This is a genomic window from Bradyrhizobium sp. BR2003, assembly GCF_009720285.1.
Taxonomy (GTDB): Bacteria; Pseudomonadota; Alphaproteobacteria; order Rhizobiales; family Xanthobacteraceae; genus Bradyrhizobium; species Bradyrhizobium elkanii.
Genome location: NZ_SMYJ01000024.1, coordinates 257,888 through 278,549, shown reverse-complemented (window position 1 = coordinate 278,549; position 20,662 = coordinate 257,888). Strand labels below are relative to the sequence as shown.

The 20,662-nt window shown below is 66.0% G+C and carries 17 protein-coding genes; 11 read left to right on the top strand and 6 right to left on the bottom strand.

Going from position 1 to position 20,662, the window contains the following annotated elements; translation table 11 throughout:
* Positions 1–59: 59 nt before the first annotated feature.
* Entirely contained in the window at positions 60–284 is a 225-nt protein-coding gene (locus E2I15_RS17500) for a hypothetical protein (RefSeq protein ID WP_137480215.1), read from the top strand.
* Between the two features lie 67 nt (positions 285–351).
* Here the strand turns inward: E2I15_RS17500 and E2I15_RS17495 are convergent, their stop codons facing one another.
* The 3 genes from E2I15_RS17495 to galE all read right to left on the bottom strand — a co-directional run bounded on the left by E2I15_RS17495 (position 352) and on the right by galE (position 4,025).
* Positions 352–1,053, bottom strand: a complete 702-nt coding sequence (locus tag E2I15_RS17495) for a fumarylacetoacetate hydrolase family protein (protein WP_137480213.1) — start codon at positions 1,051–1,053, stop codon at positions 352–354.
* Between the two features lie 37 nt (positions 1,054–1,090).
* Positions 1,091–2,902 (bottom strand): ABC transporter ATP-binding protein, encoded by a 1,812-nt coding sequence (locus E2I15_RS17490; RefSeq protein ID WP_137480210.1) that lies wholly within the window; start codon positions 2,900–2,902, stop codon positions 1,091–1,093.
* Positions 2,903–3,011: 109 nt separating this feature from the next.
* Positions 3,012–4,025: a UDP-glucose 4-epimerase GalE gene (galE, locus tag E2I15_RS17485; RefSeq protein ID WP_137480208.1), complete on the bottom strand. Its 1,014-nt coding sequence runs from the start codon at positions 4,023–4,025 to the stop codon at positions 3,012–3,014.
* A gap of 138 nt (positions 4,026–4,163) precedes the next feature.
* Here galE and E2I15_RS17480 point away from each other — a divergent pair, with 138 nt between their 5' ends.
* A complete protein-coding gene (locus E2I15_RS17480; RefSeq protein ID WP_137480286.1) occupies positions 4,164–5,204 on the top strand; it encodes a glycosyltransferase family 4 protein in 1,041 nt (346 codons plus the stop codon).
* On the opposite strand, the gene waaF is transcribed toward E2I15_RS17480, so the two are convergent.
* Entirely contained in the window at positions 5,186–6,250 is a 1,065-nt protein-coding gene (gene waaF, locus E2I15_RS17475) for a lipopolysaccharide heptosyltransferase II (protein WP_137480206.1), read from the bottom strand. The two genes, E2I15_RS17480 and waaF, sit on opposite strands and share 19 nt — an antisense overlap.
* A gap of 135 nt (positions 6,251–6,385) precedes the next feature.
* On the opposite strand from waaF, the gene rfaD reads away from it, so the two are divergent.
* The 6 genes from rfaD to E2I15_RS17445 all read left to right on the top strand — a co-directional run bounded on the left by rfaD (position 6,386) and on the right by E2I15_RS17445 (position 14,345).
* Positions 6,386–7,366 carry an ADP-glyceromanno-heptose 6-epimerase gene (rfaD, locus tag E2I15_RS17470; RefSeq protein ID WP_137480204.1) on the top strand — a complete coding sequence of 327 codons (981 nt, stop codon included), beginning with the start codon at positions 6,386–6,388 and terminating at the stop codon, positions 7,364–7,366.
* A gap of 18 nt (positions 7,367–7,384) precedes the next feature.
* Positions 7,385–8,857: a D-glycero-beta-D-manno-heptose-7-phosphate kinase gene (rfaE1, locus tag E2I15_RS17465; protein WP_137480202.1), complete on the top strand. Its 1,473-nt coding sequence runs from the start codon at positions 7,385–7,387 to the stop codon at positions 8,855–8,857.
* An 8-nt stretch (positions 8,858–8,865) separates the two neighbouring features.
* On the top strand, positions 8,866–10,146 hold the full coding sequence (locus tag E2I15_RS17460; RefSeq protein WP_137480201.1) for an O-antigen ligase family protein: 1,281 nt from the start codon (positions 8,866–8,868) through the stop codon (positions 10,144–10,146).
* Between the two features lie 84 nt (positions 10,147–10,230).
* Positions 10,231–12,144 (top strand): nucleoside-diphosphate sugar epimerase/dehydratase, encoded by a 1,914-nt coding sequence (locus tag E2I15_RS17455; RefSeq protein ID WP_137480199.1) that lies wholly within the window; start codon positions 10,231–10,233, stop codon positions 12,142–12,144.
* A gap of 48 nt (positions 12,145–12,192) precedes the next feature.
* Complete coding sequence (locus E2I15_RS17450; protein WP_137480197.1) at positions 12,193–13,407, top strand: glycosyltransferase family 4 protein; 1,215 nt, start codon at positions 12,193–12,195, stop codon at positions 13,405–13,407.
* Complete coding sequence (locus E2I15_RS17445) at positions 13,404–14,345, top strand: NAD-dependent epimerase/dehydratase family protein (protein ID WP_137480195.1); 942 nt, start codon at positions 13,404–13,406, stop codon at positions 14,343–14,345. Before E2I15_RS17450 ends, E2I15_RS17445 begins: the two co-directional genes overlap by 4 nt.
* 5 nt (positions 14,346–14,350) lie before the next feature.
* Here E2I15_RS17445 and E2I15_RS17440 read toward each other — a convergent pair whose 3' ends face one another.
* Together E2I15_RS17440 and E2I15_RS17435 are read right to left on the bottom strand one after the other, a co-directional pair.
* A complete protein-coding gene (locus tag E2I15_RS17440) occupies positions 14,351–15,361 on the bottom strand; it encodes an MraY family glycosyltransferase (RefSeq protein ID WP_137480193.1) in 1,011 nt (336 codons plus the stop codon).
* Between the two features lie 10 nt (positions 15,362–15,371).
* On the bottom strand, positions 15,372–16,358 hold the full coding sequence (locus E2I15_RS17435; RefSeq protein WP_137480191.1) for a lysylphosphatidylglycerol synthase transmembrane domain-containing protein: 987 nt from the start codon (positions 16,356–16,358) through the stop codon (positions 15,372–15,374).
* Between the two features lie 352 nt (positions 16,359–16,710).
* Here E2I15_RS17435 and E2I15_RS17430 point away from each other — a divergent pair, with 352 nt between their 5' ends.
* The 3 genes from E2I15_RS17430 to E2I15_RS17420 all read left to right on the top strand — a co-directional run bounded on the left by E2I15_RS17430 (position 16,711) and on the right by E2I15_RS17420 (position 20,574).
* Positions 16,711–18,123, top strand: a complete 1,413-nt coding sequence (locus E2I15_RS17430; RefSeq protein WP_137480189.1) for a mannose-1-phosphate guanylyltransferase/mannose-6-phosphate isomerase — start codon at positions 16,711–16,713, stop codon at positions 18,121–18,123.
* Between the two features lie 249 nt (positions 18,124–18,372).
* Positions 18,373–19,389, top strand: coding sequence for a Gfo/Idh/MocA family protein (locus tag E2I15_RS17425; protein ID WP_137480187.1), 1,017 nt, complete (start codon positions 18,373–18,375; stop codon positions 19,387–19,389).
* A 33-nt stretch (positions 19,390–19,422) separates the two neighbouring features.
* Positions 19,423–20,574 (top strand): DegT/DnrJ/EryC1/StrS family aminotransferase, encoded by a 1,152-nt coding sequence (locus E2I15_RS17420; protein WP_137480185.1) that lies wholly within the window; start codon positions 19,423–19,425, stop codon positions 20,572–20,574.
* Positions 20,575–20,662 lie beyond the last annotated feature (88 nt).

The window sequence follows — 20,662 nt, the reverse complement described above, 5'->3', positions numbered from 1 at the left end:
CGGTCCTTGATCACAGGAGCCGAGCTAGGTCGGCTTCAGCCACCGTACGGAGAAATCCCATGACCAAATTGACCCTCGCGGCGCTTGCGCTGGTTGCGGCGGCCGCCTGTTCGGCCCAGGCGTCCGCCGCCGGCAACAACGCTGCGGTGCGGCGCGCCCATGCTGCGATGACGACAACGCCGGTCAGCAGCAAGTCCAACGATTGCGTGCGCGCGCCGAAGGTCGGATCGTTCGCGACCGCTCCCTTCACCGAGCCTCCCTGCATGCCCGGCACGATGCGCTGACAGCGCACAGCAAAAAGCCCCGGACCTGAGGTCCGGGGCTTTGGGCCTGGCCTCGTTCCTGAGGCGGTTATTCCGGCTTGCCGATCGTCACCGCCAGCTTGCCGACGCCGTCGACGCCGCATTCGAGCTTGTCGCCCGCCTGCAGCTGCGAGACGCCGGCGGGCGTGCCGGTCATGATGATGTCGCCGGCGGCGAGCTTCACCTGCTGCGAGAGCTGCCAGATGATTTCAGGCACGTTCCAGATCAGCTCGGTGAGGTCGCCCTTCTGCGCTTCCTTGCCGTTGACGGTGAGCCAGATCTTGCCCGCGGTCGGGTGGCCGATCTTCGCGGCCGGCTGGATCGCCGAGCAGGGCGCGGAATAGTCGAACGACTTGCCGATCTCCCAGGGCCGCTCCTTCTTGCGCGAGGCGATCTGCAGGTCGCGGCGGGTCAGGTCGATGCCGACGGCATAGCCGTAGACATGCTCGAGCGCCTTGTCGGCGGGAATGTTCAGCCCGCCGCTCTTCATCGCCACCACCAGCTCGACCTCGTGATGCAGGTCCTTGGTCAGCGGCGGATAGGGGATGGTCGCGCCATCGGGCACCAGCATGTCGGCATGCTTGCCGAAGAAGAACGGCGGCGCGCGCTCGTCATTGCCCATCTCCCTGATATGCTCGAGATAGTTGCGGCCAACGCACCAGATGCGGCGGACCGGATAGGTACCGGATTCGCCGACGACGGGAAGCGAGGGCTGCGGGGGAAGCGGAATGACGGTGGAGGCGGCGTTCATGCGGGGTCTCGCTGCTCTTGAGGTGAATTCGAGTGGTCTAGCCGGTGGCGCTGATCGGCGCCAGCGCCAGCGGCGACGGGTCGTGGTGGTGCTGCAGGCGGAAGAACGAGGCGTAGCGGCCGCCACGGCGCAGCAGCTCCTCGTGCCGTCCGCGCTCGACGATCTCGCCGCCCTCGACCACCAGGATCGCATCGGCATGCATGATGGTGTGCAGGCGGTGCGCGATCACGATCGTGGTGCGGCCCTGGCAGAGATGCTCGATCGCTTCCTGCACCTGCTTCTCGGATTCCGAGTCGAGCGCGGCGGTGGCCTCGTCGAGCAGGATGATCGGCGCGTTCTTGATCAAGGCGCGGGCGACCGCGATGCGCTGGCGCTGCCCGCCGGACAGCTGGGTGCCGTGCTCGCCGACCGGCGTGTCATAGCCGAGCGGGAAGCTCATGATGAAGTCGTGCGCGCAGGCGGCCTTGGCGGCGTCGACGATCTCTTGCTCGCTAGCGCCCTGCTTGCCGAAGGCGATGTTGGCACGAATGGTATCGCGGAACAGATAGACGTCCTGTCCGACATAGGCGGTCTGCTGCCGCAGCGACTTGCGCGACACCGACGAGATCGGTTGTCCGTCGATCAGGATGTCGCCCTCGCGCGTCTCGTAGAAGCGCAGCAGCAAGGCCAGCACGGTCGATTTGCCGCCGCCGGAGGGGCCGACCAGCGCGGTCACCTTGCCGGGCTCGGCGACGAAGCTCATGCGGTTCAGCACCGGCTCGCCCGGCCGATAGGCGAAGCTGACGTCGCGCAGTTCTATCCGCGCGTCGGAGAGTTTCAGCGCCGGCTTGTCGTCATCGGTCTGTTCGCTCGCCGGGCTGTCGACCACCTCGAGCAGCATCCGTGCGCCGACCAGCTGGCTGTTGAGGTCGATGTTGAGCCGCGCCAGCCGCTTGGCCGGCTCGGTCGCCATCAGGAAGGCGGTCAGGAACGTGAAGAACTGGCCCGGCGTGGAACCGAGCGCCACCACGCTGTAGCCGCCATACATCAGGCAGCCGGCGACCGCGAAGCCGCCGAGCATCTCCATCAGCGGATTGGAGCGGTTGGCGACGCGTGCCATCTTGTTGGCATTGCTCTCGACGGTTGCGATGTGCTCGTCGATCCGCTGCTGCATGGTGCCTTCCAGCGTGAACGCCTTCACGGTGCGGATGCCCTGCAGCGATTCCTGCATCGTCTCCATGATGTCGGCGGTGCCGGTGAACTGGTTGTAGGCGAGCCCCTTGATCCGCTTCACCAGCTTGCGCAGCATCAGCATCGCCGGCGGCACCGCCACAAGCCCGATGAACGACATCAGCGGGTCCTGCCAGACCATGACGGCGACCATGCTGATCAGCATCAGGAAGTCGCGGCCGATCGCGTTGACCAGCATGTTGAGTACGTCGGTGATCGACTTGGCGCCGGCGGTCAGCCGCGCCAGGAATTCCGACGAGTGCCGCTGCGAGAAGAAGCCGATGCTCTCGCTCATCAGCTTGGCGAAGAGCTGCCGCTGGTTGCTGGCGAGGATGGCGTTGGAAATCTTGTTCAGGATCACCATGTGGCCGTAGGTCGCCACGCCCTTGATGAACAGCAGCACCACCGTGATCCCGGCGAACATGGCGATGCCGGGGATGTTCTTGTCGACATAGGCCTGGTTGATCACCTGGCCGAGCACGTAGGTGGCGCCGGCCGTCGAGCCGGCCGCAACGGCCATCAGGGCGAACGCCGTCAGATAGCGCCGCCAATAGGTAATCCCTTGTTCCATGACCAGGCGGCGAATCAGGATCGCCGCGCCATAGGGATCGTCGGTAATTTTCTTTGGAAACTGGGCCATCCGCGTTCCATTGACGGCGGGCAGCGCCGGCCGTCAGGGTTGCGGGACCTCCTTGCCCGCTTGGCGGGGCTTTTTCAAGCACAATAACTGCTTGATAACGGTTTGTTTTTTAGGCCGATTCCGCCTGTCGCGCGGAGCCGGCGCGCTCCCGGAACAGCTTCTCCTCCCAGGCCAGTGCGTGGCTCGCGATGGTCTCGAGATCGTCGAAGCGCGGCGTCCAGTCGAGCAGCGAGCGGATCCTGGTCGTGTCGGCCACCATGGTCATGATGTCGCCGGGCCGGCGCGCGGCGTAGGCGACTGCGAAATTGCGCATCGAGACCCGGCGCACCGCCTCGATGGTTTCGAGCACGGAATAGCCGCGGCCATAGCCGCAATTCATCGTCACCGATTGCCCGCCGGCGCGCAGATAGGACAGCGCCGCGCGATGCGCCTCGACGAGGTCGCTGACATGGATGAAATCCCTGATGCAGCTGCCGTCCTGGGTCGGATAGTCGGTGCCGAACACGTCGATCTTGGCGCGCTGGCCGGTCGCTGCCTCGACCGCGATCTTGAGCAGATGGGTGGCGCCGATGGTGGCAAGGCCGACGCGGCCCTTCGGGTCGGCGCCGGCGACGTTGAAGTAGCGCAGCACGACGTAGCTCATGCCATGAGCGGACGCGACGTCGTGCAGCATGATCTCGGTCATCAGCTTCGACGAGCCGTAGGGCGACAGCGGACGGGTCGGTGCGATCTCCGGCACCGGCACCTGGTCCGGGTTGCCGTAGACGGCCGCGGTCGAGGAGAAGATGAAGCGGCTGACGCCGCCCTTGACCGCGGCGTTGAGCAGGCTGCGCGTCGTCATGGTGTTGTTGCGGTAGTAGCCGAGCGGATCGCGCATCGAGTCCGGCACCACGACGGAGCCGGCGAAATGGATGATGCTGTCGATGCCGTGCTGGGCGATCACGCCCTCGACGAGGTTGTCGTCGCCGGCATCGCCGATGAACAGCGGCACGCCTTCGGGCAGGAACGCGGAGAAGCCCGTGGAAAGGTTGTCGATCACGACGACGCTCTCGCCGGCATCGACCAGCGCATGAACCATGTGACTTCCGATATAGCCGGCGCCGCCGGTCACGAGCACGGTCATGGATAGAGCTCTCCCGATATTCTTTAACTGACGATGCTAGCGGGAGTGCGGTGAAGAGGGGGTTTCGCCGCGGCCGAACTGGCCACTATGCTTAATGTTGCGTATAGGAACTGGCACGAAACGGAGACTTGCGTGCCGATCGAGAACACACCTGCCGGCGAGCTCGAGCTCATCGTGCCCAATCTGCACCGACGCTATTCGGGTGTCACCGCGACCAACCGCATGGTCGCGCCGAAGCTCGCAAAGATGTTTCGCGCAGGCTGGCTCGGCTCGCATCGGCCCGACGGCATCGACGCGATCGGATTTGCCGATCTCCTGCGCCTGTGGCGGCGCGCATCGCCGCTGATCTGGCACGCGCGGCGCAACGACGAGATGATCGTCGGGCTCGTGCTGCGCGCGCTCGGCTGGCCGCTGAAACTGATCTTCACCTCGGCGGCGCAGCGCCATCACACCTGGCTGACGCGCTGGCTGATCCGCAACATGGATGCGATCATCGCTACCAGCCCGCTGTCGGCCTCCTATCTGAAGCGCGATGCGACAGTGGTCATGCACGGCGTCGACACCGATCGTTATGCGCCGCCCGCCGATCGCGCGGCAGCCTTCGCCGAGAGCGGACTGCCGGGACGCTATGCGATCGGCTGCTTCGGGCGGGTGCGCGCGCAGAAGGGCAGCGACGTCTTTGTCGAGGCGATGTGCAGGCTGCTGCCGCGCTATCCCGATTTCACCGCCGTCATGGTCGGCGCCGTGGTGCCGGAGCAACTCGCCTTTGCCAACGAGCTGAAGCGGAAGATCGAGGCCGCCGGCCTGCAATCGCGCATCATCATCACGGGCGAACTGCCGATCGAGGATGTCGTGCGCTGGTACCAGCGGCTGACGATCTACGCCTTCACCTCGCGCAATGAAGGTTTCGGCCTGACCCTGATCGAGGCGATGTCGGCGGGCGCGGCGCTGGTGGCGGCGCGCGCCGGCGCGGCCGAGTTCGTGGTCGAGGACGGCGTCACCGGCGTGCTGACGCCGCCCGGCGACGCCGACGCTCTGGTGGCCGCGCTCGAGCCCTTGATGCGCGATCCGGCAGCGGCCGCGGCGATAGGCGCGCGGGCGCGGCAACGAGTTGTGGATAAGTTCAGCCTCGATGCGGAAGCGGGCGCGATCGCCAGGGTCTATCGCGCGCTGACCTGAGCCAGCACGCGCTGCGCAATCTCCACGACCTCTTCGGCTGCGATGTCGCGCATGCAGCGATGGTCGTTCATGGTGCAGACCGTGCGCTGGCACGGCTGGCAAGCCAACTTGCTTTTGGTCTGCAGCACCGTCGCGGCGAGGCCGTTGAGGGGCGCCCAGAGATAAGGATCGGTCGGGCCGAAGATGCCCATGGTCGGCGTGCCGATTGCGGCGGCGATGTGCATCAGCCCGGAGTCGTTGGTCACGGCGACGCTGGCCGCGGCCATCGCAAGGATGCCGTTACGCAGATCGGTGCCGGTGAGGTCGCGGACCCGCGGGCCGCCGACAGCCGAAATCTCCTGCGCCAGCGCCTTCTCGCCGGGACCGCCCACGACCCAGACGTCGAAACCATGGTCGGCGAACAGCCGCGCGGCCTCCGGATAATAGGTCCAGCGTTTCGAGGCGCCGACCGAGCCGGGTCCGAGCGCGATGGCGGGCCGGCGGTCGAGGCCGTTGGCCTGCCGCCAGCGTTCGATGTCATCCGCGGGAACCCGGAGCTGCGGCACCGGCCATTCCGGCGGGCGGACAGCGCCGTCAGGCAGCGCCAGGATCGCGTTCTTGTCGATGAAGCGCGGCTGCCGCTTTTCGCCCCATCGCATTGCGTTGATGAGGCCGAACCGCACCTCGCCAAAGAAGCCGACCCGTTCCGGGATGCCCGCCAGCGCCGGCGCGAGGGCGGCCTTCCAGGTCCGGGGCAGCACCAGCGCGGTGGCGTAGTTCCGGCTGCGAAGCTCGGCCGCGAGGGCCTGCTGCTGGGCCAGTGCCAGCCGGCTGCGCGGCAGGTCGAACACGATCCCGGCGCGAACATCGGGCATATAATCGACCAAAGGGGCGCAAAGCCTGGATGTCAGCAGGTCGATCGGCCGGTTCGGCCAGCGCTTGCGGAGCACCCTGACCACGGTGTGGCCGCGCACGAAATCGCCGATCCAAACATAGGGCACGACGAGGATAGGTCTGGTATCCTCGGTGTCCTGCGTTTCGATATCAGATATTGAATCAGTATTCATTTCTAAGTAGGCCAAGGCCGATCGGGCGCGGCCAAGTCGGTAACCGGTTCGCGATGAGAGGTAAAGCCGTCGTTGCCTGCGACGCGGGAGTGGGGCAAAGCTGACGGCTGCAAAGGAATCTGGCGGGATTTCATCATGTTTCTGGTAACCGGGGGCGCCGGTTTTATCGGATCGAACGTCGTGGCCGCGTTGAACGACGCCGGGCGCAGCGATGTCGCGGTCTGTGACGTGCTTGGGCAGGACGGCAAGTGGCGGAACCTGGCCAAGCGCCAGCTTGCCGATCTCGTTCCGCCGGCCGAGCTGGGCGACTGGCTGAACGGGCGGCGGCTCACCGCCGTGATCCATCTCGGCGCCATCTCCGAGACCACGGCAACCGACGGCGATCTCGTGATCGAGACCAATTTCCGCCTCTCGATGCGGCTGCTCGACTGGTGCACGGCAAATGCCACGCCGTTCATCTATGCCTCCTCGGCCGCGACCTATGGCGACGGCGAACGGGGGTTTGACGACGACGCGTCGGTCGAGGCGCTGAAGCGGTTGCGGCCGATGAACCTGTACGGCTGGAGCAAGCACCTGTTCGATCTTGCGGTCGCCGAGCGCGTTGCGAAGGGCGAGCGTCTGCCGCCGCAATGGGCCGGGCTGAAATTCTTCAACGTGTTCGGCCCCAACGAATACCACAAGGGCGCGATGATGAGCGTGCTGGCGCGCCGCTTCGACGACATCAAGGCGGGCCGCGTCGTGCAGCTGTTCAAGTCGCATCGCGAGGGCATCGCCGACGGCGATCAGCGCCGCGACTTCATCTATGTCGACGACGTCGTGCGGGTGATGATGTGGCTGATCGCGACGCCGCGGGTCTCCGGGCTGTTCAATGTCGGTACCGGCAAGGCGCGCAGCTTCAAGGACCTGATCGTCTCGGCCTATGGCGCGCTCGGGCTGGAGCCGAACATCCAGTATGTCGACATGCCCGAGCAGATTCGCGGCAGCTACCAGTACTTCACCCAGAGCGTCGTCGATCGTCTCGGGCGCGCCGGGTACAATGGCGGTTTCACCCGCCTGGAAGACGCAGTCGGGGCCTATGTGACGGGCTTTCTCGATCGCGCGGATCGCTATCGCTAGTGCGGATGACGGTGACTGATGTTCGATTTTGAAGCGATCTCGCGTGCAATGTCCGGCCAGACCGTACTCTGCGTCGGCGACCTCATGCTCGACGAGTTCGTCTATGGCGAGGTGTCGCGAATCTCGCCTGAGGCGCCGGCGCCGGTGATCGCGGTCAGGCGCAGCGAGACCAATATCGGCGGCGCCGGCAACGTCGCGCGCAACATCGCCGCCCTTGGCGGGCGCTGCATCTTCGTCGGCCTGATCGGCGAGGACGCCGCCGGCACGGTGCTATCAGAGGCGCTGGCGAAGGAGGCCGCTATCGAGACCGTGCTGGTGCGCGACGCCGCGCGTCCGACCACGCGCAAGGTGCGCTTCGTCTCCGAGCAATTCTCGACCCACATGCTGCGTTCCGACTGGGAGCTCGCCGCGCCGGCCGCGCCGGCCATCGAGCAGCAGCTGATCGATGCGATCCTGCCACGTCTTGCGCGGGCCGACATCGTGCTGCTGTCGGACTACGCCAAGGGCGTGCTCACCGCGCGCGTGATCCGCAACGTGATCGACGCGGCGCGCCAGGCGCAAAAGCGCGTCATCGTCGACCCCAAGAGCGCAAATCTCGCGATCTATCGCGGCGCGACCGTGCTGACGCCGAACCGCAAGGAATTCGCCGAGGCGACCCGCAGCCGCGCCGACAGCCAGGACAGCATCGCGCAGGCCGCGCCCGATGCGATGTATCTCGCGGATTGCGAGGCGATGCTGGTGACACAGGGCGAGCGCGGCATGACGCTGGTGACGCGGGACGGCGACTCGATCCATGTGCCGGCGCTGCCGGTCAAGGTGCGCGACGTTTCCGGCGCCGGCGATACCGTTGCCGCGGCGCTGGCGCTGGCGCTGGCGGGTGGGGCCGATTGGGAAGGCGCGCTGCGGATCGCGAGCGCGGCGGCGGCGGTTGCGGTCGGCAAGACCGGCACCGCGATCGTCAAGTCCGCCGAATTGCGCCGAAGGATCCTGCCGCACGCTTCGCTGGCGGCCGAGGAGAAGATCGTCCCGGCGGGCGGCGACATCGATGCACACCTTGCGGAGTGGCGCCGGCAGGATCTGCGCATCGGCTTCACCAATGGCTGCTTCGACATCCTGCATCCCGGCCACGTCAAGGTGCTGACCGCCGCGCGCGGCGCCTGTGACCGCCTGGTCGTCGGGCTGAACAGCGACCCCTCGGTGAAGCGGCTGAAGGGCGAGGGACGTCCGGTGCAGAACGAGCGCGCCCGCGCCGAGGTGCTGGCGGCGCTGGAAGCCGTCGACCTCGTCGCGATCTTCGAGGAGGACACGCCGATCAATCTGATCACGCAGGTGCGGCCGAGCGTGCTGGTCAAGGGCGGCGACTATACCCGCGAGCAGGTGGTCGGCCACGAGATCGTCGAAGCGGCCGGCGGCGAGGTGGTGCTGGTCGAGATCCTGGCCGGCCACAGCACGACGTCGCTGGTTGCGCGGGCCCGTGAGGGCAAAGCGTGAGCGCAAGCATGGCATCCCCGGCAGGCGCCGCGGCATGTCCGGCCTGGCGCGATCCGGCGCGCTGGCAGACCGCGACCGATGTGGTCGCGGTCCTGATCGCGCTGTCGCTGCCGTGGTCGACCTCGCTGGTCGGCATCTTCGGCGTGGTGCTGCTGATCGCGATTGCGCCGACCGTCGATCTGAAGGCGTTCTGGGCGCTGCTGAAGCGGCCGATCTGCCTGGCGCCGGTCGCGTTGTTTTGCCTCGCGCTTGTCGGCACGCTCTGGTCGGACGCGGCCTGGGGCGCGCGATTCTACGCGGTCGGGCCGACCGCAAAACTGCTCGTGCTTCCGGTCCTGCTCTATCATTTCCAGCGCTCGGCCCGCGGGACCTGGGTGTTCGTCGCTTTCCTCGTCTCCTGCACGCTGCTGATGCTGATGTCCTGGCTGGTGCTTGCCTATCCGCACCTCGCGCTGAGGGCGCCCGCGCCTGGCGAGCAGGGAGTCTTCGTCAAGAACTACATCGACCAGAGCCAGGAATTCACGTTGTGCGCGGTCGCGCTGGCCTATCCGATCGTGATGCTGCTACGGGCCAAGCGCATCCTGCCGGCCATTTTGCTGATCGCGATTGCGCTCAGCCTGTTCGCCAACATGGCGATGGTGGTGGTGTCGCGCACTGCATTGGTGACGGTTCCGATCATGTTCGCGGTGTTTGCGCTGCTCCATCTGCGTTGGCGCAGCATCGTCCTGATCCTTTGCGCGGCCGCCGCGTTAGCCGTGGTGGCGTGGTACGGCTCGCCCCAATTGCGCTCGACGGCGGAGTCGTTCGAGCGCGACTACAAGCTCTACATGGAGCGCAACGAGCCGACCTCGCTCGGCTTGCGGCTCGAATTCTGGCGCAAGTCGCTCGGCTTCTTCTCCGAGGCTCCGGTGATCGGCCATGGCACCGGCGCGACGCGGGGCCTGTTCGAGCGCGTCGCGAAGGGCGGTGTGACCCAGGCCTCCGGCGAAGTGATCGGAAACCCCCACAATCAAACGTTGAACGTCGCCGTGCAGTGGGGCATTGTGGGTGTAGCGATACTGTACGCGATGTGGCTCCTGCACCTTTTGCTGTTCCGCGGCGACGGTCTCGTCAACTGGATCGGGCTTCTCGTCGTGGTACAGAATATTTCTAGTTCGTTGTTTAATTCACACATCTTCGACTTTCATGAGGGCTGGATGTATGTGCTGGGCGTCGGAGTTGCGGGCGGCATGGCGTTGAAGGGGCAATTGGGGGCCGGTATGGAACCCGAGCCGCCTGCTCGTCCGTGATCGCTGGCAAGGGCTGTGCAGATACGCTATCAGCCTGCCAATGTCTCATCGCGAACTCCCAGTTGCCGGCAACCCGTCCGTTAGATGACGCGTCTTTCACAACTCACCCTGCGCAATTTCCTGATTTTGGTGCATGACGCGCTCGCGACGACGTTTGCGTTGCTGGCGAGCTTCTATCTGCGTTTCGAGGGCAGTCTCCTCACCGATCGATTGCCGCATCTGCTGCTGATTCTGCCCTGGTTCGTGCTGTTCAGCGTTTTCGTCAGCTATTTCTCCAATCTGACCACGGCGAAATGGCGCTTCACCTCGCTGCCGGACGCGGTGAATATCCTGCGGGTTGCAGCCGTGCTGACCCTGGCACTGGTCGTGCTGGACTACGTCTACTTCTTCACCGGAACGAATTCGCAAAGCCCGGTGTTCCTCGGCCGGGTCACGATCATCCTGTTCTTCTTCCTCGAGGTGTTCGCGCTGAGCGCGTTGCGTCTCGGCTACCGCTATTTCCGTTATTCGCGCACGCGCCTGCATGCCCGATCCGACAATGCCGCGCCGGCGCTGCTGGTCGGACGTACGGCCGATGCCGAAGTCGTGCTGCGCGGCATCGAGAATGGCGCGATCAAGCGGCTCTGGCCGGTCGGCGTGCTCTCGCCGTCGGACGCGGACCGCGGCCAGATGATCCGCAACATTCCCGTGGTCGGCGGCGTCGACGACATCGAGGCCGTGATTCGGGATTTCGAGACCCGCCAGCGGCCGATCAAGCGCGTGGTCATGACACCGTCGGCCTTCGAACCCGAAGCGCATCCGGAAAGCGTGCTGATGCGCGCCCGGCGGCTCGGCGTGATGGTCAGTCGCCTGCCGTCGCTGGAGGGCGGCGACGCGCCGCGACTGACCAACGTCGCCGTCGAGGACCTGCTGCTGCGCCCGAGCCAGAAGATCGACTACGCGCGGCTCGAGACGCTGGTGCGGGGCAAGTCGGTCATCGTGACCGGCGGCGGCGGCTCGATCGGCGCCGAAATCTGCGAACGGGTCGCGACTTTCGGCGCGGCGCGCCTCCTGGTCGTGGAGAACTCGGAGCCGGCGCTCTATGCGGTCACCGAGGCGCTGGCCGCGCGCGACTCCGGCCCCGAGATCGAGGGCCGGATCGCCGATATCCGGGATCGCGAGCGCATCACGCGGCTGATGAGCGAGTTCAAGCCCGACATCGTGTTCCATGCCGCGGCGCTCAAGCATGTACCGATCCTGGAGCGCGACTGGAGCGAAGGGGTCAAGACCAACATCTTCGGGTCGGTGAACGTGGCCGACGCCGCGCATGCCGCGGGCGCGAGCGCGATGGTGATGATCTCGACCGACAAGGCGATCGAGCCGGTGTCGATGCTGGGCCTGACCAAGCGGTTCGCCGAGATGTATTGTCAGGCGCTGGACCATGACCTGATGACCGAGGCAAAGGGCAGGCCGCACATGCGGCTGATCTCGGTGCGGTTCGGCAACGTGCTGGCGTCCAATGGATCGGTGGTGCCGAAATTCAAGGCGCAGATCGAGAGCGGCGGACCGATCACGGTGACCCATCCGGACATGGTTCGCTATTTCATGACGATCCGCGAGGCCTGCGATCTCGTGATCACGGCGGCGACGCACGCCATGACGCCTGCGAGGCCCGACGTCTCGGTCTATGTGCTGAACATGGGCCAACCGGTGAAGATCGTCGATCTCGCCGAGCGGATGATCCGTCTGTCGGGCCTGCAACCCGGCGTCGACGTCGAGATCGTGTTCAGCGGCATCCGTCCCGGCGAGCGGCTGAACGAGATCCTGTTCGCAAGCCAGGAACCGACGCTTGAGATCGGCGTCGCCGGCGTCATGGCGGCCAAGCCGAACCAGCCTCCGATGTCGACGCTGCGCAAGTGGCTTGCGGCGCTGGAGGATGCGATCGAGAGAGATGACCGTGTGACCATCCGCGCCGTCCTTCAGGACGCCGTGCCCGAGTTCGGATCGAATGCCGCCTGACCGCGCCGTTCTGCGGACGCCGAGACAGGACCGTTTCGAAAGCCATTGATGCGTAGTTCTCGAAAAGTCGTGGTCGTCAGCCAGCACTATCCGCCGGACCACAGCACGACCGCCGCGATCATGTCTGCGATCGCCGAACGGATCGCGCAGGAGGCGGAGGTGATGGTGGTCTCGGGGATGCCGGGCTCGGCGCGGGCGCCGGCGCCCGGGCGGCCCGCCGTCGTCGAGATCAGGAACTGGCTGCCTGGAAAGGCGGCGCTGATCAAGCGCGCGCTGGCCGAGGCGCTGTTCACCGGCCGGATCTTTTTTGCGCTGTTGTCGCGGCTGAAGCGGGGCGACGTGGCGCTGACGGTGACCGCTCCCTTCGCGCTGCCCTATGCGGTTGCCGCCGCGGCAAGGTTGAAGGGGGCCAAGTCGGCGCTGATCCTGCACGACCTGTTTCCCGACGTGCTCGTGATGGCCGGGCTGCTGCGGTCGTCCTCGCTGGTCGCGCGGGCGATGCGCGCGATCAATGCGCTGATGTTCCGGGCCCTGAACGCTGTCATCGTGATCGGCCGCGACGCCGAGAAGCTGCTGCTGCGATTTGGCGGAATGACTCAGGACAAGATCAGGTTCATCCCGAACTGGGCCACGCTCGCGCCCGGCAACCGTCCCGTGAGCCCCGACAATCCGTTTCGCAAGGCCATCGCCGCCCGCTTCGTCGTCGGGCTGTCAGGCAATCTCGGCTTCACCCATGATCCGGACATCGTGTTCGAGGCCGCGCGGCTGCTGCGTGACGAAAGCGAGATCCACTTCCTGCTCTCGGGATGGGGCATCGGCTTCGCGCGGCTCAAGGAACTGCAGGCCACCGCCCGGCTTGCCAACGTCACGCTGGTCGACCGCGTCGCGGACAGCGAGCTGGATGCGCTGCTCTCCAGCGCAGACGTCTGGCTCATTCCCTATCGCAAGGACGTCGCCGGCGTGTCGGTGCCGAGCCGGTTCTATAATCTGCTCGCGGCCGGTCGCCCCGTCATTCTCGTCTCCGAGCCCGAGGCAGAGGCCGCGCTCACCGTCAGCGAAAACCGGCTGGGCTGGGTCGTCACGCCGGGAAGGCCCGATCAACTGGCCGACGCCATCCGCCTGGCGTCGCGATCGCAGGACGCCGCGATGGCCGAGCGCGCCGTCGCGACCGCGCGGACCTTCAGTCCCGAGCGGGCGCTCGCGAGCTATGCTGCGCTGGTCCAGGAGCTGCTATCCAATCGCGATGTGGAGCGGATGGTATGAATGATGGTCGCCGGACGGTTCTGGTGACGGGTGCCAGCGGCTTCGTCGGCCGCCACGTCGTGCCCGTATTGGCGCGCAACGGCTGGGTGGTACGACGCGCGGTGCGAACGGCGCCGCAGGATGCGAACGACGTGACGATCGACTCGCTCAGTCCGGTCACCAATTGGGGCGCCGCGCTCGATGGCGTGGACGCCGTTGTTCATCTTGCGGCCCGCGTCCACCAGCAGTCCGACGAGCAGGCGATAGAGCTCTACCGCAACGTCAATATCGAGGGCACGCTGCATCTGGCACGTTCCGCGGCCGCCGCCGGCGTGCGCGATTTCATTTTCGTCAGCACGATCCTGGTGCATGGGCGCAGCAATTACGGGCGTCCTCCGTTTCGCGAGGACGATGTCCTGACACCGCGCGGCCTCTACGGAAACTCGAAGGCGGCCGCCGAGGTTGGCTTGAAGGAAATTGTGCCGGGCAGCGGCATGAGGGTGACCGTCATCAGGCCGCCGCTGATCTACGGCGCCGGCGCCAAGGGAAATTTCGCGTTGCTCAGGCGTGCCGTGATCAATCGCATGCCGCTACCGCTCGCTTATGTGAAGAATCGCCGCGCGTTCGTGTCGGCGGAAAACCTCGCGTCGTTCATCTTGCACCGGTTGTCGCACCCGGGAAACGATTTCGACGTGTTCCTGGTGGCTGACCGCGAGCAGGTCTCGACGCGGGAATTCGTCGAGCGCCTGGCCCGGGCGGCGGACACCGCGCCGCGTCTGTTCTGGCTGCCGGCGCCGCTCCTGAAGATGGCGCTCGGGATCAGCGGCCGCAAGGAAGCTTATGACAGCCTGTTCGCCTCGCTCGAGCTTGATCTCTCCAAGATCGCGGGCACCGGATGGCAGCAGCCGATCAGCCTCGACGAGGGGCTGCGGCGCGCGCTGCGTCAAACGGATAGCTGAGGCGATCAGAGCGGTCGCGAGAACCGCCGCAGCTGCCAGGCGACGGCGAGCGCGCCGGCCAGCAGCAGCGCGATGTCCGCGGTGAGCGAATTGAGGGCGACCGAGGCGAATGCGAGCAGCGCCAGCACCGCGTTGAGCGCAAACACCTCGCCGACGACGCGCCACACCGTGAACCCGTTGTCGGTCGCGCGCTGGTAGAAGTGCGAGCGATGCGCGGCCCAGAAAGGCTCGCGCCGCGCCATGCGGCGAAACAGCGTGACCGTCGCGTCCGTCAGATAGTACAGCGGCAACAGCAGCGCGGCGGCGAATTGCCGATGCAGGGCGAGCTCGAGCAGGCACCAGCCGAGCAGCAAGCCGATCGGCAGGCTGCCGACATCGCCGAGGAATATCCTTGCGACCGGTCGGTTGAAGGGCGCGAAGCCGAGCAGCGCGCCGCACAGCGCTGCCGCGACCAGCGCGGGAGCTGCGGGGACATGGCCGAAGCTACCGAGCAGGGCGATCGCCACGGTGATCGGCACGGCCTCGGCCGCGGTCATCAGGTCGAGCCCGTCCATGAAGTTGACGAGGTTCACGAACCAGAGGCCGGCGATCAGCAGCAGGCCGCGTTCGAGCCAGAGCGGGCCGGCTGGAACCAGCCTGAGACCATCAGGCGCGGAAAACACCACGGCCGCAACGGCGGCGGCCTGCATCAGCAGCCGCGGGACGACGGGCAGCGAGCGGATGTCGTCGGCAAAGCCCACCACCGCGATGAACAGGCAGGCCGCGAAGACGATGAAGGGAATCGTCAGGTCCTGCGATCCGGCCAGGACGATGACGATCCCGCCCGCCAGCAGCGTCGCCGCCGTGACCGCGATGCCGGCACCCTGCGGCGTTGGAATACGGTGCGACGAGCGCGCATTCGGCTTCGCCAGTGCCACACGCAGCAGCAGCGGCCGCGTCGCCTGGATCAGGACAGCCGAGATCGACGCAGCCAGAACCGCTGCGATCAATGACAAGAGGATTTCGAAAGCGCTCATTCTGGTCCGGCTATTGCGATCCCGGGACTCGCGATTGCGATCCCGGGACTTCGATCGGCTCTGTGCCCTTGGCGGCCTTTTCCGGGCTCAGGATCCACACCAGGCCGCCAAACACGCCAACCACGAACGATACTGCGCCGAACAACAGCGAGATGTTGACGCCCTCATTCGCGATCAATCCGGCGTAGCCGAAGGCCAGCGCCATCGTGGCCTCGCGCACGCCCCAGCCTGCGATCGAGATCGGCATCATCGTGATCAGCATCACCGGCGGCAACAACTGGAAGATCTGGCCGAAGGTGACGGGGGCGGTGATCGACTTCACCACGCACCAGGCGATCACGACGGTCACCACGTGAATGGCGATCGAGAGGGTTGCGACCCTCAATCCGTGCTTGCGGCTGAACAACACCCGGTTCGCGATGACCGCGCAGGCGTGGATGTGATGCGTCGCCCACCATTGCTTCAGCCAGGCCCATGGCAACACGCCGATCAGCAGGAAGCCAAATCCGGCCGCGAGTGCGGCGAGGTCGAGAAGCAGCAACGCCATCCAGCCGTTGGAATCGGAAATCAGCCGATAGCTCCAGGGCAGGGTGGCGGCGATGACGACGGCGAGGGCGATCAGTCCGATCGCGCGGTCGACGAAAATCGAATAGGTGGCTGCGCGCCAGCCCGCACCGGCACGCGCGACGAGCCAGAGCCGGACCGCGTCGCCGCCGATCGAGGACGGCAGTGTCTGGTTGAAGAAGGTGCCGATCACATTGAAGCGCATGGCCTGAGCGGTCTCCAGCGGAGCGCCGCACTCCACGCTGATCTCCCGCCAGCGCAACACCCCGAGAAAGATCTGCAGGAACGTGACCGCAATCGCGAGCCCGAGCCAGCCCAGGCTCTCGACCTGGATACGGGAGGCAAGGTCGTACAGATTGACCTTGCGCAGCGAGAAATAGAGCAGCGCGGCCGAGATCAGGATCTTGACGGTCGAAAGCAGGATTCGGCGCATTTCCGTTCGCGCTGCCAGGTTTCAGAATGTGTCAAAAACAGCGCAAAACGCTTTCGCGCGCCCAAATTCGCCGCCTTGGTATGGTTTCCGCGCCGATCTGGCAATACCCGTACTGGTCCCTATTGCGGCAGGCGCGAAGGGGTGGCTAAAGAGGCCGAAACGGGGGACGGCCGGCCACTCACCGGGGATTTAGGTTACCGGTAAAATCCGACCAGACGCGCGGGGGCGCGTGCTACTGCTTGGATAGTGCTTCCTAGGTAACAGGGCCGCCGGCTGCGATGGCCCGGGCTGATTTGGTGTGTCGTCGGCAGGCGGATACGACAGGATTTGCACGACAGGACTTGAGGCATCGATGGATCGACGAATTATTCCCCTGATCATGTGCGGCGGCGCGGGCACGCGGCTGTGGCCGGCGTCACGCGAGGTGCATCCGAAGCAGTTCCTGTCGCTGTTCGGGGCCCGCTCGACCTTCCAGGAGACGCTGCTGCGAGTTTCTGATCCGACTTTGTTCGAGCGTCCCATCGTGATCACCAACGAGGCCTATCGCTTCATGGTGCTGGAGCAACTGGCCGAGATCGGCCGCGAGGCCGACGTGCTGCTGGAGCCGATGCGCCGCGACTCGGGGCCGGCGATCGCGGCCGGTGCGGCGTTCGCGCAGAGCCGCGACAGCGAGGCGATCGTGCTGGCGCTGGCCGCCGACCATCTGGTGCGGGACACCCCGGCCTTCGTCGCCGCGTGCCGCGGTGGGTTGGTGGCTGCGGACACCGGCCGCATCGTGACATTCGGCGTCAAGCCGGAGCGGCCGGCCACCGAATACGGCTACATCAATCCGGGTGAGGTGGTCGCCGGAGAGGTGCGCGCGGTGGCGAAATTCGTCGAGAAGCCGGATGCCGCGACCGCGGCGGGCTATATCGATGCAGGTTATCTCTGGAACAGCGGCAACTTCATGTTCCGCGCAAGCGTGCTGCTCGACGAGTACCGCAATGTCGATGCGGACAGCGTGGCCTCGGTGGAGCAGTCGGTTACGTCGGCGGCGCGCGATCTCGGCTTCGTCAAGCTCGATGCGCCGGCCTTCGGCGCGGCGAAGGCGATCTCGATCGACTACGCCGTCATGGAGAAGACATCGCATGCCGCGGTGGTGCCGGTGGCGTGCGGCTGGTCCGACATCGGCTCGTGGCGTCAGGTCTGGGAGCTCGCCGACAAGGACAGCCTCGGCAACGCGGCGCGGGGCAAGGCGGTGTTCGAGGACTCCCGCAATTGCAACGTCTCGACCGACCGGGCGCTGGTTGCGCTCGAAGGCGTCGACGATCTCGTCGTGGTCGCGACCCAGGACGCCGTGCTGGTGTCACGCCAGAAGGACGCCAATGGGCTGAAGCGCCTGGTCGCGAAACTGAAAGTGGCGGCGCCGGAGGTGACCGAGAACCACATCAAGGTGCATCGCCCCTGGGGCTCCTATCAGTCGGTCGACAATGGCGATCGCCACCAGGTCAAGCGCATCGTCGTCAAGCCGGGCGGACGGCTGTCCCTCCAGAAGCACCATCACCGCTCCGAGCACTGGATCGTGGTGCGCGGCACCGCGCAGGTCACCGTCAACGAGCTGATCAAGACGGTGCACGAGAACGAATCGATCTACATCCCGATCGGCGCGGTGCACCGGCTGGAGAACCCGGGCAAGATCCAGCTCGAGCTGATCGAGGTGCAGACCGGCAGCTATCTCGGCGAGGACGACATCATCCGCATCGAGGATGATTATCGGCGCACCTGAGGCCAACGGGCCCGCGCTCAAGATCGAGTTGCGGGCGATGTAACTCTTTGAATCAAAACGTGTCCGGATTTCGCCGTTGGCATTCGCCACATTTGTGACGCCGTGCTATAGCGGCTGCCAACGAAGCGGTCGTGATTTGCGCCAAAGGCGCGGATCGGGCAGAGGGGCCTTGGTACTGATTCCCTCGGAGCCGGGACGGCTCCCTGAGAAGCCGGGACAACCGCCAGAACGTTACTTGGGGTCTACGATATGAATGCAAAAGTGTCCGCAGCCGGCGCGAAGGCCGATATCGGCCGCGCATTGCGCGTCGGCGTGATCGGCGCCGGCGTGATGGGCAGCAACCATGCCCGCGTGCTGGCCGGACTGCCCGGGGTGCTGTTGATCGGCATCGTCGATCCGCTGCCGGAACATCGCACCCGCGCCATCGACCTGGTCGGCTGCCGCGCCTTCGAAAGCCTCGATCAGCTGTTCGCCGAGGGCATCGATGCGGTGACGATCGCTGCCCCCACCCATCTGCATCACGAGATCGCGCTCGCCTGCATCGCGCGCAACATTCACATCCTGGTCGAGAAGCCGGTCGCATCCACGGTCGAAGAGGGCCGCGAGATCGTCGCGGCCGCCGAGCGGGCCGGCGTCACGCTGATGGTCGGCCATGTCGAGCGCTTCAATCCGGCGGTCGCCGCGATCAAGAAGGCGATCTCCGGCGAGGACATCCTGTCGATCGGCATCACCCGGGTCGGCCCGTTCCCGCCGCGAATGTCCAATGTCGGCGTCGTGATCGATCTTGCCGTGCACGACATCGACCTGATCCGCTGGTTCACCGAGTCCGACATCGTCGAGGTGCAGCCGCAGCTCTCGAGCGCCGTCGCCGAGCGCGAGGACATCGCGCTGCTGCAGTTCCGTACCGCGTCCGGCGTGCTCGCCCACATCAACACCAACTGGCTGACGCCGTTCAAGGCACGCAACGTGACGGTCGCAACCCGCGGCAAGTATGTGATGGGCGATCTGCTCACGCGTCAGGTCACCGAATGTTTCGGCTTCAAGCCGGACGGCAGCTATTCGATGCGTCATCTGCCGGTCGGTCACGACGAGCCGCTGCGCGCCGAACTGATCGCCTTCCTCGATGCCGTGCGCGGCGGCAAGCTGCCGGCCGTGTCCGGCGACGAGGGCGTGGCGAGCCTCGAGATCGCGATCCGCTGCCTGGAATCGCCCGCCAGGCCCGCCGCCTCGACAATGCGCAAGGGGCCGCGCCGCATCGCCGGCTGATTTTCATTCATTCAACACGTGCAAAGAGCTTCCATGAACCAGCATATGCAGCTTGAGCCCATTCCCTTCATCGATATCGCCGCGCAGCGCCGGCGGCTCGGCAAGTCGATCGATGATGCGGTCGCGCGCGTGCTCGACCATTGCCAGTTCATCAACGGTCCCGAAGTGACCGCGCTGGAGAAGGCGCTGGCGGATTATAGCGGCGCAAAGCATGTGGTCAGCTGTGCGAGCGGCACCGACGCGCTCTTGATGGTCCTGATGGCGAAGAATGTCGGGCCGGGCGACGCGGTGTTGTGCCCGACCTTCACCTTCTGTGCGACCGGCGAGGTCGTGACGCTGACCGGCGCGACGCCGGTTTTCGTCGACGTCGACGAGGAGACCTTCAACATCGACGTCAACTCGCTGAAGCGCGGCATCGCGACGGCGCGCGCGCGCGGCCTGAAGCCGGTCGCCGTGATCCCGGTGGACCTGTTCGGCCAGAGCGCCGATCACGATGCGATCGGCGCGGTCGCCGAGGCCGAGGGCCTGTTCGTGCTCGATGACGCCGCGCAGGGCTTCGGCGCAACCTACAAGAACCGCAAGCTCGGCACCTTCGGGCTCGCGACCGGGACCAGCTTCTTCCCGGCCAAGCCGCTCGGCTGTTTCGGCGACGGCGGCGCGATCTTCACCGACGACGAGGAACTCGCACGCACGCTGCGCAGCATCCGCGTGCACGGCCAGGGCTCGGACAAGTACGACAACGTGCGGCTCGGCCTCACGGCGCGGCTCGACACCATGCAGGCGGCGATCCTGCTTGAGAAGCTGAAGATTTTCGACGACGAGATCGCGGCGCGCAACAAGGTGGCGGAGCGCTATTCGCGCGCGCTCGGCAACCTCGTCGCGGTGCCGCGCCTTGCGCCGGGCTGTACCTCGGTGTGGGCGCAGTACACCATCCGCCTGTCCGACGGCATCGATCGCGACACCTTCGCGGCGGCCCTGAAGGCGCACGGCGTCCCGACCATGATCTACTATCCCAAATCGGTGCACCAGCAGACGGCCTACAGCCACTATCCGGTTGCCGACGGCGGCCTGCCGGTCAGCGAGCGCCTGTCGAAGGACGTCATCGCCCTGCCGATGCACCCCTATCTCGACGAGACGACGCAGGACCGCGTCATCCAGGCTGTGCGCAGCGCGCTACAGGCATGATCCCGAAAAGTGGCTTCCGGTTTTAGGGCAGGATCATGCCTAAATCGTTAAAGGCCTGATAGGAAACTTTTTCGTACCGTAATCATGC